The following is a 14,105-nucleotide window of genomic DNA, read 5'->3' on the forward strand; positions in this document are numbered from 1 at the left end:
AGATAAAAAAATACTGGTAGGAAATCCTACCAGATGAATATTATTAATATAACTTACACATTTTTCTTGACAATCCCCTCCTTTATTATATTATCTATCAATATTGTTGAACATTAACATATGATGTATTTAAATAAGCACCAGTGTCATAAGCCTTTTGTCCCAAATCTGTTGAACATTAACATATGATGTATTTAAATAGGCATACATACGGCATATGACAAGATGTCACAGTGTTGAACATTAACATATGATGTATTTAAATTACCCATAATCGCTTATATATGTTTGAAGTTGGCTTGTTGAACATTAACATATGATGTATTTAAATTCTTTCATATCCCCTTTCCTTACTATACTTATATTAGTTGAACATTAACATATGATGTATTTAAATCGGTCACTAGAACTATTTAGGACATAACTTTTGACAAGTTGAACATTAACATATGATGTATTTAAATCTAAAATATTATATTTATTATTTTTATTTAATAAGTTGAACATTAACATATGATGTATTTAAATATCTGCCACGTGGCGTTGAATATGATGAAAAAGCTGGTTGAACATTAACATATGATGTATTTAAATTGACCATATTGCTATACTTACTGGAGATAGTAGACAGTTGAACCTTAATAAAATAAATAAGAGTTTGCGCGAGAGTGCATATGACTTCAAGGACTAAATATGAAAGGCAATCCAATATGAATATAATTAATCCACAAAACTATTTTACAAATAAACAGATTCAAAAGATAATTAAATTATTAGGCAATAACTATAGACCAAATTGCATTGTGATATATGAAACTAGAACCGATGTTTTAAAAAGTATGTTTAGGTATAGTGAAGTTTTTACGAGCTTTATATTTATTTTATTAGGAAAAATAGAAGGCTTGTTTTATCAACCTAAAAATAGGGTGAGTGTGTTTATATTTTCAGAAAATGATGATGGAGATGACAAAGAGAGCAAACAGCTTTACTCACTGCATGCTCTTTTGGAGGATTGCGATAGGTTTGCAACAAGTTTTTTAGATATCCATTCTAAGGAAATAAGCAAAATAATGAAATGGAAGGAAGAATGGACAGTAGAAGAAGAATCATAAAAAACTTACCCAGCCAATCTTGTAAGCAGCAGCGCGTTTTTGCTTTTAAAAGGATTTTCCTTTCCCATGAGCAGCATGACAAAGCAGCGCTGTATTTTAAAATTATGTTTTGAAATTAAGTAATTGCATATTTCAGTGTTATAAGTATTACAGTCTATGGATATGCTTTCATAGCTAATACTCTTGGCATAGTTTGTGCAGGCATCTATAATTGAGTTAAGTGCATTTTTGTAATTAACACTGCTGTCGATTACAGCCAATTTTATTTGAAGGTCTTTAGTGGAGCTTTCTCTTATAGATTTTGTGTAGCATATTGCAATTCCACAGGTACGGTTATTATTTTTTAATTCAAAAACAGTACCGAAGCCCTTATTTTTTATAAGATAAAGCTCAGAAGTTAAATCAAAGTTCTTAGATATTTTACACGATAAACTCTTTAACTCATTTTCTAAACTTAAATAGTCATTTTCGCTGTTTAGCTTTAACTCCTTTACGTTGTAATTATCAGAAGTAGGAAGGAAGTCTAAGGAATTTATATCTTTTTTTAAACTTAGAGTTAGCTTAAGTGGACTAAATCCCATATTCATATAAAAGCCAACATTATAGCTTGATTCTGGCATAGTGTTAAGTCCTATGGTGGATACTTTGTAATCTTCCTTTAGGATTTTTATTGTGTGATTTATTAAAGCTTTTCCAATGCCATTTCCTTGATATTCTGGATGAACCCCAAATGGACCAAACCAGGCAAAAGAACCCCAAAGGTGTATGAAATTATATCCAACAACCCTATTATCTAATTCATAAACAATACTAGCATTATTGCTTGCTTCAATGTAACCCTCGATTCCATAAGAGTTTCTCTTTGTTTCCGTTTTAAAGCATAATTTGTCTATTTCTTTTACTTGTTCAATATCTTCAAATTTCATACTTCTTAACATTTTAAAGCCTCCTAATCTATAAATTTTTCAAATCCTTTTGCATAATTAGTTGGTATAAATTTTATTATTTCATATTCAGCTATGCCATTTTTATAAAAAGGATCTTCCAAGATCATTGAGTTTACTTCGGATTTATCTTTGGCTTTGCATATTATTATGCCGCCGGTTCTTGGTTCCTGCCTTCCAGAACATATAAATTTATTTTGAGCATAGTATTTGTTAAGAAATGTTATATGCGCATCTAAATTTTTTATAACCTCTTCGATTGATTTTTTATATTTTAAAATTATTACAAACATTGATTGTCTCCCCTTTATGATAAATTTATGGTACACTTATAGTGTAAAGTACATAAAAACCTAATTCAACAATGAAAAATATACATTGTACTAGTACAAAAGGAGTAAGGTATATGAGTAAATACAATAATATAGTTGAATATATAAACAATGAAATATCAAAGGGGTGTATTAAATGTGGAGAAAAACTTCCAACTATAAGAGAGCTTTCAGAGAAATTTGAATGCAGCAAACAAACGGTTGTACACGCTTATGAAAAACTTCAAAGCTCACACATTATATATTCAATACCACAAAGTGGGTACTATCTTGTAGATAAAAAAGAAACCTATAAGGGAGAAGTTAACAAGGTAATTAATTTTTCTTCCGGAGCGCCAGACGAAAGTATACTTTGCTATGAGGATTTTCAGTATTGTATAAATCAAGCTATAGAAACCTATAAGGTTGCTCTTTTTAATTATTCTTCTCCAAAGGGACTTAGTGAACTTTGCTGTACACTAAAAAAACATTTTGAGGAATACCAGATTTTTTGCAAAGAAGAGCAGATATTTATAACATCAGGTTCACAACAGGCAATAAATATACTTTGCACCATGCCTTTTCCTAATGGAAAGAAAAATGTGCTTGTAGAGCAGCCAACATACAGAGGTGCCTTAAAAGCCCTTGAAATAAATGATGTTCCTGTAATTGGAATAGAAAGAAGCTTCAAGGGAATAGATTTTGATGAGCTTGAAAGGAAGTTTGCTTTTGGAAACATAAAGTGCTTTTATACAATTCCTAGATTTAGTAATCCACTTGGGTTAAGCTACTCAAATGAAGAAAAAAAGCATATTTTAAGTTTAGCTAAAAAGTACGATGTGTATATAATTGAAGATGATTACCTTGGAGATTTAGAGCTTAGAAATAATGAATATCCAATATACTATATGGATACTTCAGGTAGAATGGTGTATGTAAAAAGCTTTTCTAAAATATTTCTTCCAGGACTTAGAATTGCAGCAGTAGTATTACCTAAGATGCTTAGGAATACATTTATGGAATACAAAAGGTGGATGGATTTAAATACGGCAGTTTTGTCGCAGGGTGCTCTTGAAATTTACATTAAAAACGGTATGTTTAAGGCAAATAAAAAGAGAGTAAGAAAAATATATGAAGAGAGAATGGAGACATTAAAAAAGGAAGCACTAAAAAATGAGCTTTCAAGTGCTAGGCTTCATATACCAGATACGGGGTTTTACGGGTGCTTTGAGTTCTTGAAGCCTGTTAATATGCTGTATTTAATCAATCAATGCAGCAAGGCAAATATATTGATAAATAATATGGAGGGGCAATATTTAAAGGCTTATTTTAATAGTGAAATTTTAAACATAAGTGTTGCAAGCTGCAAAGAGAACGATATAAAAATTGGTATTAAGAAGCTTTTCAAAATATTACAGTCTGTATAGCTATCTCGGTTTATTTTTATAGCTTAACAAGCCAGCTGAAAGAAAAAAACCTGTAGATATAAAATAAAGTGTATTATAATTAGTCAGTTTCTTTTTTGAAGCAATTGAAGCCATTAAGAAAAATATTCCTCCAAAGCATAGAAGGAGCGATATATAATAGGTTTTACTTTTTTTCAATAAAATCACGCCTTTAAAAAGAATTAAGCAAGATAAGTATAATTATAAAATATTAGAGCTTTATTTTCAACAGAATATGCTTATCATCAATATTTCTCAGGAAATGTTTATTTCTCTACACATAATCTTTACAGTAAAATGATAAAATGTATATATTTTTGGAGGTGGTTTCATGCAAAGTATAAGAAAAAGATTAAGTATAATAATTATAGCGTGCTCTATATTTGCAATTATATTGTGTGCTTTATTTGTAAATTTGGCGGTTAACAATACTTTTAATAAATATATGTCAGACATCCAAAAGCAGAGAAATAATAGAATTGTACAGTATTTTGAGCAAATCTATAAGAAAGATAAAGGATGGCAGCAAACCTCTGGAGAAGAACTTATGCATGAGGCTTATATGGGTAATTATTGTCTTACACTTTTAGATGAAAATAAACATGCTATTTGGGGAATGAACCCATCGACTATAAAGCAAAATATGAGTAATATGATGATGAAATCTCAAAATAGTGGAGTGTATATATCAAATACATTTCCAATAAAAAATAATGGCAAGATTGTTGGGTATATTACTATAGGTCAATATTCATCGGTTATTTTATCAAAGCAGGATATTGATTTTAAGCTAGAAATAAATAAAAATATTGTTATTAGCGTTATTGTAACTGCGCTGGCAGCCATTGTTATAAGTATTATTATTTCAAAACAATTTTCTGCTCCTATTAAATCAGTTTCAGATATTTCAGTTGAGCTATCAAATGGAAATTATTCTGCTAATTCTAATATAAAAAGTAACATAGTTGAACTTAGTAATTTAACTGAAAGTATAAATACTCTTGGTGCAAAGCTTAAGAAAGAAGATGAGTTAAGGAGAAGATTAGTATCAGATATATCTCATGAAATAAGAACGCCTTTAAATGTACTTCAAAATAACTTGGAAGCAATGATAGATGGCATATTTCCTGTCGATGAAAATAGACTTAACTACTTAAATAATGAAGTTATAAGATTTGGGAAATTGCTTGATAATTTAAGTACATTGAATGACTTTGAAGATGAAAAAGTTAAGCTTAATATGAAGGTGATTTCGCTAGATGAAATTATATTATCCGTTTGTAGTGAATTTTATATTGAACTTAAAAGTAAAAATATAGATTTTATGTTAGATGTAGAAAAGAATGAAGAATTTAAGGTTATGGGAGACTACAATAAACTTAAAGAGGTTTTTATAAATATAATATCAAATGCAATTAAATTTACAGATATAAACGGGAAGATATGGGTAAGCCTATATAAGGATAAAGGTAAAATATTAGCTAAGATTAAGGATAACGGTATTGGCATAAAAGAAGAGGATTTGCCAAATATTTTTGAAAGGTTATATAGAGGTGATAAAAGTAGACATAAGGTAGAAGGAAATGGAATAGGACTTACTATTGTTAAAAGGATACTTTTATTGCATTCTGCGAATATAAGTGTTTCTAGCGAAGAGGGAAAAGGTGCAGAATTTATTTTAAGTTTTAAGGAAGTGGGTAAATGAAAAATATACTTGTAATTGAAGATGAAAAGCATGTGTCAGAGATTATAAAGGCTTATCTTGAAAGAGAAGGCTATACGGTTTATTGTGCTGAAGATGGACTTAGCGGAATAGAATTATTTAATAAAATAGATTTCAAATTGATTATACTTGACCTCATGCTTCCAGATATTGATGGAGAGGAGGTTTGTAAAGTAATCAGGAGAAGTTCAGATGTGTATATATTTATGCTTACTGCTAAGGTTTCTTTAAACGATAAAATCGGAGGATTAAATATTGGAGCAGATGAATACCTTACAAAGCCTTTCAGTCCGAGAGAACTTACTGCTAGAGTAAATGCGCTTTTTAGGAGAGTGGGTGGTGAAAAGGAAAATACTCTTATCTTTGATAATGGTAAACTTGAAATAAATAAAGATACAAGAAATGTCAAGGTAAGGGGCAAGGATGTAACTTTAACTCCAAATGAGTTTGATATACTTTATGCACTTGCGTTGAATAGAGGAAGAGTTTTATCCAGAGAACAACTTATTGAGAAAGTCTTTGGCATAGATTTTGAAGGGTCAGATAGAACCGTAGATGTTCACATTAAAAATATACGTAAAAAGATAGAAGAAGACAGCAGAATACCTAAATATATAGTTACAGTTACTAAAGTTGGCTATAAATTTGATGATAGAAATTAAAAAAGGTGAAGATTTCACCTTTTTTAATTTGAGGGAATTTTTCCGGTGCAGCAACTTGGTGATGTAGCTGGTGGTATTTCTTTAGCTGCTTTCGATGTATCAGCTGAATTTATGTTATCTACTACTTTTATTACGCCATTTAACATGCCCATTCCACAGGTGAAATTTATATCTTCATCCTTAGGAGTAAAGCTTATTACATTGTCTCCTGAGGTTAATTCTTTTTGAATATTGAGAGAGGGCACTATTAGTTCGTAGTTGCAGGAGGTTAGTTCTTTTCCTGATACTATCCATTTTACAGGCATGTTTTTTTGAACATAAAATACATTTTGAGAATAACCAGATGAGTTCGCAGTCATTTTTATTATTTGCACTCCATTTTCTATCGTAGGTTTATTTATATTAGCTTCAGATCCAGAACTGTTCTTTGAACTTGCAAAAGTTTTTCCAGAATTGTTAGGAGAAAATGGTGAAAATGAAACTCCATATAAATTAAGTCCTCTGCTTCCCATAATTAGTCCTAATACAACAACAACAATTCCGCTGAATTTTAATACAGTTTTTGTATAGCCTTTGCTTAGAATACCAGATATGGCTCCAAAACCTAACATTAAAGGTATTGTTCCTAAGGAAAATAAAAACATAGATAATGCACCTTTTATAGGACTTCCAGTTCCAAGAGCATATAGCTGCATTGTTTGAAGAGGACCACAAGGCATTAAGCCATTTAAAATTCCAATAAAAAGTGGGGCTTTAGGTTTTTTCTTCAGTGAACAGAAAGACCATGGAAGTTTAATATTAAATCTTCTGAACAAGCTAAAGCCAGTCATATTTAAACCCATTATTATCATAAATATTCCAGCTAATATTTGAAGCATTGCTCTCATAGTTATAGAAAGAGAAAAAACAGAACCGATTGCACCAACAATTCCTCCAAGAAGGGTATAAGAAATAACACGCCCTAAGTTATACAAAAGTGCTGGTTTAATAGAATTAAGTTTGCTTGGACCTTCAGAGTAGCTACTTTGTGAAAGCATTATTCCACCGCACATACCAACGCAGTGTATTGATGTTAAAATTCCTACTATAAAAAGCATGAAATAACTTGCTCCATTTAATTTTGAATTAATATTGAAGCCTGTAGAAGTTGAAGTGCTTAAGAGTATTACGGCTGCAGCTATTATAACTATTCCAATGACTTTTAATTTTGAGGAATCTTTAGTACTGTAACCAGCTTTGCTTACTGCATTTATTATATCTTTAGAAGTACATAGATCTGGATTAAATTCAATAGTTGCACTTTGTTCTTTAAAATTTGCTGAAGCATTTTTGACGCCTTTTAAGTTTTTTAAAGCTGTTTCAACCTTATTTTGACAGGAGGTACATGTCATACCATAAACTTTAAATCTTTTTTTTACCATAATAATTGATAACTCCCCTCTAAACTAAGTTGCCATTATTATAGCTATTAATTGTGGAGATATTATGTAGGAACTTAAATGTTAACTTTCTGTTAAGAGGTTTATTGCATAGGGGGTAAAGTATATAATTAAAGTATGTAATCAAGGAAAAAAGCAGAATATTTTATAGGGGTGGACTTTTATGTTAAATAATAAACTTTTAACAAACGTTTTTGCTATTGCCATTGGAGTATTAGTTTTTATTTTTATAAATAGGCTTCTTGGAATAGTAATTATAGGTGCATTTATAATTGCAATTGGACTTCCAATAGTATTTATGTTTCTTGGAAATTCAGCTTATGGAGCAGGGCAAATGGATAGAGCGATTAAGTATTATAAAATGGCAGCAAATAATATATTTGCTTCTATTAAAGTTAAAATCGCATATAGCTATATTGCTATAAAGAATGGGTATGTAGATGAAGCAGAAGAAGTTTTACAAAAATATAAAGGTACAAAAATGGGAGTTCAAGATGAAATAAGATATGTATCTACATATGGAATTGTTTTATGGAAAAAAGGAAAAATTGATGAGGCAGTTGAAATGGTTTTTAAGGTATATGAAAAATATAAGACAACTGCTGTATATGAAAATTTAGGATACTTTCTTATACTTAAGGGGGATTATGATAAGGCAATTTCATTTAACGAAGAAGCATACGAATATAGTGATTCAGATGCAGGAATTTTGGATAATTTAGCTCTTAGCTATTATTTAAAAGGCAATCATGAAAAATCAGCTGAGATTTATGAAAAATTGATGAAAATGAATCCAGATTTTGTAACAGCATATTATTATTATGCACTTGTACTTATTGAGAAAAAGGATTATGAAAATGCGTTAGATAATTTGAAAAAGGCTGCAAATTGTAAATTTTCATTTATAAGCCTTATACAAAAAGAAGAAATTGAAGAAAAGATAAAGCAAGTTGAAAAGTTAACTCAGAATGAGTAAAGGCGTATCATGGATGTATGGGTAGATTTAACTAAGATAGCTGTGCTAATTTACTGCACATATCAGTATTATAGTGATAAAATAAAAAGTGTATACGAACTTGTGCTAATTATACTTATATATATTTGTATTAATACACTTATACATCTTGTAAAGAGGATAAGTGTGAGAAGAATAATATTAATTTTATCTATAATGGATATGGGAATTGCAGTAAATCTTTTTAGCCCAATATTTATTTTTCCAATAGCATTAAATATATTAGAATTAAATTTGGGGTTTAAACACAATATTATTATAAGTGCTTGTGAATTAATGCTTGTTTTGCTTTCCATAAGCTCTTCAGTGAGAGCAGAATATATGATCTTTACGTTTTTTAGCTGCGTTATATATGCACTTTCAAATAGTTATTATATAAAAATGAGTACAGTTGTAAAAGAAAATGACAGAATGAGAGAAAAAATTTATAATCTTTCATCAAGACTAGATAAAAATTATGAATATGAGCGTCAAATAAAATATATGTCTAAACTTGAAGAAAGAAATAAAATTGCTCAGGAGATACATGATAAACTAGGACATACCATAGCGGGAAGCTTGATACAATTAGAAGCTTCAAAACTTTTTTTATACAAGGATGTTAAAAAATCAGAGGACATAATTAATAAGGTTACCGAAATATTAAGAAGCAGTAATGAGAACATAAGATTATCGCTTAAAAATATAAAACCACCTTCAGAACAAATGGGTATTAACAAAATAAAGATTGCACTAGATGAATTTTCAGTAGATAATGGCATAAGCTCAAATTTGGTTTATATTGGAATGATGAATAAAATAACTCATATACAATGGAAGGTTATATATGATAATTTAGAGGAAGCACTAACAAATGTTCTCAAATACTCAAAGGCTGCGCAGGTGACGGTTAAAATAGATGTACTTAGCAAATTTGTTAAAGTTGAAATAAAGGACAATGGAGTTGGAGCTAAGAGTATTAAAAAGAGCCTTGGCATAATGGGTATGGAAGAAAGGTGCAGCAAACTTCATGGCAAGGTAATTGTTGATGGCTCTAAAGGTTTTTCAGTAATAATTATACTTCCACTTGAGGAGGGATAACATGTCAATAAGACTTTTAATAGCAGATGATGATGCTATTGTAAGAGAGGGTTTCAAAATGGTCCTTGGTATGGATGAAAGTTTTGAGATAATAGGTGCAGTAGAAAATGGTCAGAAGGCTGTAGAATTTTGCCAAAGTAATGAGGTTGATGTTGCTCTTTTGGATGTTAGGATGCCAATAAAAAATGGTGTTGAGGCAACTCGCGAAATATGTGAGAAATCAAAAACTAAGGTGCTAATATTAACAACCTTTGATGACGATGAGTTCATAAATGATGCAATAAAGTACGGAGCTAAAGGATATCTTTTGAAAAGCAATCCTCCTGAAAAAATTAAAAATGCTATAAAAATGGTTTATGGAGGAAATGCAGTTATTGAAAATGTTGTGCTTGATAGGCTGAAGGAAAGCTTAAAAGCCTCTAATGTAGGTAAAATTGACAAAAGCTTATTTTCAGAAAGAGAGTTTCAAATAATAGGGAGCATATCAAGGGGACTTTCAAATAGAGAAATTTCAAAAGAACTTTTCATATCTGAAGGTACTGTTGCAAACTATATAACATCAATACTAAATAAAACTGGGCTTCAGCATAGAACTCAAATTGCAATATATTATTTAAATAACGGATCAATATGAAGTTCCTCATGTTTATAAAGTGAAAATCTTCATACAGAAAAGGTGAACTTATGTACTATTATAAGTTTAGCCTTTTTTTTATAATATACATATAGTTAGAAATTTGGAGGTTATTATGAAAATAGTTAAAATTAAAGATCTGGTAAAAAAATTTAATGATATAGCAGCAGTAGATAATATTTCACTTGAAATTGAAGAGGGGGAAGTGTATGGACTCTTAGGACCAAATGGAGCAGGTAAAAGCACTACAATAAATATACTTTGCGGGCTTATTAGAGGAGATAGTGGAGATATTAGTGTAATGGATAAAAGTATAGATAAAAACAAGCTGTTTGTTAAAAGCAATATAGGAATAGTTCCACAGGATATTGCTATATATGAGGAGCTTACGGCATATGATAATGTTAAGTTTTTTGCAGGACTATATGGATTTCGTGGAAAGGAACTTAAGGCAAGAGTGGAAGAAGCATTAGAATTTGTTGGACTTTCTGATAGAGTTAAAAATTATCCAAAAGAATTTTCAGGAGGAATGAAGAGAAGGCTTAACATTGCGTGCGCTATTGCACATAAACCAAAACTTATCATAATGGATGAGCCTACAGTTGGAATTGATCCGCAGTCAAGAAATCATATACTTGAATCCGTAAAAAAGCTAAATGAAATGGGAAGTACAATTATATACACAAGTCATTACATGGAGGAAATAGAAGCTATATGCACTAAGATAGGAATAATTGATCATGGAAAATTAATAATAGAAGGAACTAAGGAAGAGCTTAAAAGCAGTATTACCAATGTAAACACCACATGTATAGCTTGCACTGCAATTGAAAATATAAATGAAGATGAAGTTAAAGAGATTAGTGGGGTTATAGGCGTAGAATTAAATGAAAATTCAGCAACCATAAGTAGCTCAACAGACGTAAATAATTTAGATAAAATAATTTTGTATTTTACTAAAAAAGGTGTGCATATAAAAAATCTTGAAATAAAAACTCCTGATCTTGAGACGGTATTTTTAACTCTTACAGGAAGAAAATTAAGGGATTAGGGGTGAAAAAAATGAAGATGCTTTCAATTACTATTAACACTATAAAACTTACTTTCAAAAATAAGACGGTATTTTTTATGCAAATATTATTTCCAATAGTTCTTATATTTGTATTTGGAATAATTTTAAATGGAACTATGAATAAATCTAAAAATTTTAAAGATGTAAAAATTGGATATTATAGTGCTGAAAATAAAGATATGAATAATGAGTTTAATGAAATTAAAAGGCAAGGTATTAAGCTTGGTATGAAGTTTTACGAAGAGAAAAAAGAAAGTGGAATTAAAAAAGTTGAAGATGGAAAATATACATGCTTTATTGAAATAAAAAATAGTGAAATTAATATGTATAAAAGCGACAAGGATGAATTTAAAACCAGCCTTGTTGAGTCTTTGATGAAAACTTTTATTCAAAGATATAATGCAATTTTTAAAATAGCGTCAGTAAATCCAAAGGCATTAGGCAATATAAATTTAAAGAGCATAAATATGAGTTTAGTAAATGATATTTCAATTAATGGAAAAGGAGCTCCAGGCTCAATGGATTATTATGCTGTAACTATGCTCACCTATATAATGATGTTTTCTTTGCTTAATGGATTTACTACAATGTCTAAGCGTAAGCAAATAACAAATAGAATTATATGTTCTCCTGTGAGGAATAGTGATGTGATTTGCGGGAAAATTTTAGGAGACATTGTATTTTCTGCAATGCAGATACTTATATTAATTTTATTTAGTAAATTTGTATTTAAAGCGTACTTTGGAGAGCATATTCTAGCTGTGTTTCTAATAGTTTTAGCTGAAGCTGCGGTGGCTATTAGCATAGGCATTAGTATAGGGCTTATGGATAAGAATTATGATGAAATTAATACTCAATTTGTAGCAGTAAGTATGGTGATTGGTTTTTTAGGAGGATCATATTTTCCAGTGAAGTATATGGGGAAAACCTTTCAGATGGTGGCTAATATATCGCCAATAAAATTAATAAATGATGCGGTATTTAATGTTATCTACGAAAATAACTTTGTTATGGCTTTTAGAGCAATAGGAATATGCAGCGTGGTATGCATAATGTTTATTATAATAACATCAATTTTTTACGAAAGGAGAGTGTTTTAAACATGAAAAATATATTATGGCTTATGCTTAATACTCTAAAAATAAACTTTAGCAAAAAAAGCAAAACAATAGCTATCATAATGCTTCCGATATTCTCTATTTTGTTTGCTATGATGGTAAGTACTACAGGTAATAATAACCCCATAGATGTTGGGATTTTAGATAATGATAGAAGTATTTTGTCTAAGGACTTTATTGAAAATATTAAGGGTCAGGATAATTTTAAAATTGCAGCAATCAATAAAGACGATGTAAAAAGTAAAATTACATCCGGAGACATAGATTCTGTTATTATAATTCCTAAGGGTTTTGAAAAAAGTGTGTATGATAATAATACAAAAAAACTTAGGGTTCAATCCTTAAAGGGTGCAACTGCTACGGCATGGGTAGATAATTATTCTAATATTTATTTGAATAATATAGTGGATACCTGGAAAGCATCAGGTAATAATAAAATTATATTTAATAATATGTATAAAAATACTAAAGTAAAAGCTATATCACTTAATATACAAAAATTAAAAAATAAGGCATCAGATAAGGAAATTACTTCAAAGAGCATAGGATTTTTCATAATGATTATAATGATGAATGCAAGCATTTCAGCTGGGTTTATTTTAAAGGAAAAGAAAAACAGGGTATATCTTAGAATTCAATCCTCAGCTGTTAGCTCAAAGGCGTATGTATTAGCTAATATATTAACTGGTTTAGTTGTTGCTGCTATTCAAATTTTTGCAGCGCTTGCAATAATGATAGGACTATTTAAAATCAATACAGATGTTGGATTTTGGCAGCTATTTATTATACTAGTTTGTTTTGCAATTTCAGCTGTTGGACTTGGAATATTGATTGTGGCGTTTTCTAAAACTTCTAACGGAGCAACTTATGCTATTAATTTAATAGTAACACCAAGTTGTATGATGAGCGGTTGCTTTATATCTACTGATATTATGCCAGAATCGGTGCAAAAAATATCATATTTTTTACCTCAAAGGTGGGCAATTGATGCTATTCAAAAACTTCAAGGTGGAAGCAGTTTTTCAAGCATATATACGTACATTCTTGTAATACTTGTTTTTGCAGTTACATTCTTTATAATTGCTGCTTACGGATTTAGCAGAGACCAAAATGTAAAGAGTTTTGAATGAAGCTATGTTGAAAAATATGGATAAAAATTTATGTCATTAATGCACGTGTAGGAGCTTGTAAAAAATATAGATATTCTTTTTTACGAGCCGCTCATGAGGCTTCATGTACGATATAGTAAAATCTATAGAATAACTTTTTAACAACCTCCTACAGATTAATAATTAAGCATATTATATATACCACAATTGGTTCATAATTAATTTATAAAAAGTTTAAAAGTAGCTTGATTTAATTATTAAATTGTTGTAATATGTACTAAGGACGACACGAATAATGAATAAATTTAATATACCCGTATATCCTTAGAAATATGGTCTAAGAGTTTCTACCGGACTACCGTAAATTGTCTGACTATGGGTGTTTATAGATATTTTGTGTATTTATAAACTCCATAAATTATTATGGAGTTTATTTTGTTT

General features: G+C 29.8%; 12 protein-coding genes, 1 pseudogene, 1 CRISPR repeat array and 1 riboswitch. Of the genes and pseudogenes, 10 read left to right on the forward strand and 3 right to left on the reverse strand.

The annotated features are described in order from the left end of the window. The first annotated feature begins 105 nt into the window (after positions 1-105). Positions 106-594: direct repeats of the CRISPR family, unit length 30 nt; unit sequence GTTGAACATTAACATATGATGTATTTAAAT. 116 nt (positions 595-710) lie between these two features. Next, positions 711-1,112, forward strand: a complete 402-nt coding sequence (locus LQK79_RS15845; RefSeq protein WP_231017153.1) for a hypothetical protein — start codon at positions 711-713, stop codon at positions 1,110-1,112. 5 nt (positions 1,113-1,117) lie between these two features. Here LQK79_RS15845 and LQK79_RS15850 read toward each other — a convergent pair whose 3' ends face one another. Next, positions 1,118-2,050 carry a GNAT family N-acetyltransferase gene (locus LQK79_RS15850; protein WP_053242542.1) on the reverse strand — a complete coding sequence of 311 codons (933 nt, stop codon included), beginning with the start codon at positions 2,048-2,050 and terminating at the stop codon, positions 1,118-1,120. 11 nt (positions 2,051-2,061) lie between these two features. Further along, complete coding sequence (locus LQK79_RS15855; protein WP_053242541.1) at positions 2,062-2,349, reverse strand: YciI family protein; 288 nt, start codon at positions 2,347-2,349, stop codon at positions 2,062-2,064. A gap of 113 nt (positions 2,350-2,462) precedes the next feature. On the opposite strand from LQK79_RS15855, the gene LQK79_RS15860 reads away from it, so the two are divergent. From LQK79_RS15860 to LQK79_RS15870, 3 genes are all read left to right on the forward strand, one after another. Then, on the forward strand, positions 2,463-3,794 hold the full coding sequence (locus LQK79_RS15860) for an aminotransferase-like domain-containing protein (RefSeq protein ID WP_053242540.1): 1,332 nt from the start codon (positions 2,463-2,465) through the stop codon (positions 3,792-3,794). Between the two features lie 349 nt (positions 3,795-4,143). Beyond that, positions 4,144-5,517 carry a sensor histidine kinase gene (locus tag LQK79_RS15865; protein WP_053242539.1) on the forward strand — a complete coding sequence of 458 codons (1,374 nt, stop codon included), beginning with the start codon at positions 4,144-4,146 and terminating at the stop codon, positions 5,515-5,517. Next, the gene (locus LQK79_RS15870; protein ID WP_053242538.1) at positions 5,514-6,197 is read left to right on the forward strand and encodes a response regulator transcription factor; all 684 of its coding nucleotides are present in this window, start codon (positions 5,514-5,516) and stop codon (positions 6,195-6,197) included. The genes LQK79_RS15865 and LQK79_RS15870 overlap by 4 nt, the downstream gene beginning before the upstream one ends. Before the next feature lie 41 nt (positions 6,198-6,238). Here LQK79_RS15870 and LQK79_RS15875 read toward each other — a convergent pair. Continuing rightward, a pseudogene (locus LQK79_RS15875) lies at positions 6,239-7,624 on the reverse strand (urease accessory protein UreH domain-containing protein); the annotation flags it as partial. A gap of 175 nt (positions 7,625-7,799) precedes the next feature. Here LQK79_RS15875 and LQK79_RS15880 point away from each other — a divergent pair. The 6 genes from LQK79_RS15880 to LQK79_RS15905 all read left to right on the forward strand — a co-directional run bounded on the left by LQK79_RS15880 (position 7,800) and on the right by LQK79_RS15905 (position 13,685). Beyond that, the gene (locus tag LQK79_RS15880) at positions 7,800-8,612 is read left to right on the forward strand and encodes a tetratricopeptide repeat protein (protein WP_053242536.1); all 813 of its coding nucleotides are present in this window, start codon (positions 7,800-7,802) and stop codon (positions 8,610-8,612) included. A 9-nt stretch (positions 8,613-8,621) separates the two neighbouring features. Continuing rightward, positions 8,622-9,731 carry a sensor histidine kinase gene (locus LQK79_RS15885; protein ID WP_231017155.1) on the forward strand — a complete coding sequence of 370 codons (1,110 nt, stop codon included), beginning with the start codon at positions 8,622-8,624 and terminating at the stop codon, positions 9,729-9,731. Between the two features lies 1 nt (position 9,732). Next, the gene (locus LQK79_RS15890) at positions 9,733-10,365 is read left to right on the forward strand and encodes a response regulator transcription factor (RefSeq protein ID WP_231017156.1); all 633 of its coding nucleotides are present in this window, start codon (positions 9,733-9,735) and stop codon (positions 10,363-10,365) included. Positions 10,366-10,480: 115 nt separating this feature from the next. Beyond that, positions 10,481-11,416, forward strand: coding sequence for an ABC transporter ATP-binding protein (locus tag LQK79_RS15895; protein WP_053242533.1), 936 nt, complete (start codon positions 10,481-10,483; stop codon positions 11,414-11,416). An 11-nt stretch (positions 11,417-11,427) separates the two neighbouring features. Beyond that, positions 11,428-12,537 (forward strand): ABC transporter permease, encoded by a 1,110-nt coding sequence (locus LQK79_RS15900; protein WP_231017157.1) that lies wholly within the window; start codon positions 11,428-11,430, stop codon positions 12,535-12,537. Between the two features lie 2 nt (positions 12,538-12,539). Further along, on the forward strand, positions 12,540-13,685 hold the full coding sequence (locus LQK79_RS15905; RefSeq protein WP_231017158.1) for an ABC transporter permease: 1,146 nt from the start codon (positions 12,540-12,542) through the stop codon (positions 13,683-13,685). Positions 13,686-13,958: 273 nt separating this feature from the next. Continuing rightward, a riboswitch (purine riboswitch) is annotated at positions 13,959-14,060 on the forward strand. The last annotated feature ends 45 nt before the right edge of the window (positions 14,061-14,105 follow it).

The organism is Clostridium guangxiense (genome assembly GCF_021043395.1).
GTDB classification, from domain to species: domain Bacteria; phylum Bacillota; class Clostridia; order Clostridiales; family Clostridiaceae; genus Clostridium_S; species Clostridium_S guangxiense.

Coding starts and splice junctions, on each gene's coding strand:
- LQK79_RS15870 (WP_053242538.1), top strand. CDS start 5,514: ATGAAAAATATACTTGTAATTGAAGATGAAAAGCATGTGTCAGAGATT.
- LQK79_RS15900 (WP_231017157.1), top strand. CDS start 11,428: ATGAAGATGCTTTCAATTACTATTAACACTATAAAACTTACTTTCAAA.
- LQK79_RS15850 (WP_053242542.1), bottom strand. CDS start 2,050: ATGTTAAGAAGTATGAAATTTGAAGATATTGAACAAGTAAAAGAAATA.
- LQK79_RS15855 (WP_053242541.1), bottom strand. CDS start 2,349: ATGTTTGTAATAATTTTAAAATATAAAAAATCAATCGAAGAGGTTATA.
- LQK79_RS15845 (WP_231017153.1), top strand. CDS start 711: ATGAATATAATTAATCCACAAAACTATTTTACAAATAAACAGATTCAA.
- LQK79_RS15895 (WP_053242533.1), top strand. CDS start 10,481: ATGAAAATAGTTAAAATTAAAGATCTGGTAAAAAAATTTAATGATATA.
- LQK79_RS15880 (WP_053242536.1), top strand. CDS start 7,800: ATGTTAAATAATAAACTTTTAACAAACGTTTTTGCTATTGCCATTGGA.
- LQK79_RS15890 (WP_231017156.1), top strand. CDS start 9,733: ATGTCAATAAGACTTTTAATAGCAGATGATGATGCTATTGTAAGAGAG.
- LQK79_RS15860 (WP_053242540.1), top strand. CDS start 2,463: ATGAGTAAATACAATAATATAGTTGAATATATAAACAATGAAATATCA.
- LQK79_RS15885 (WP_231017155.1), top strand. CDS start 8,622: ATGGATGTATGGGTAGATTTAACTAAGATAGCTGTGCTAATTTACTGC.
- LQK79_RS15905 (WP_231017158.1), top strand. CDS start 12,540: ATGAAAAATATATTATGGCTTATGCTTAATACTCTAAAAATAAACTTT.
- LQK79_RS15865 (WP_053242539.1), top strand. CDS start 4,144: ATGCAAAGTATAAGAAAAAGATTAAGTATAATAATTATAGCGTGCTCT.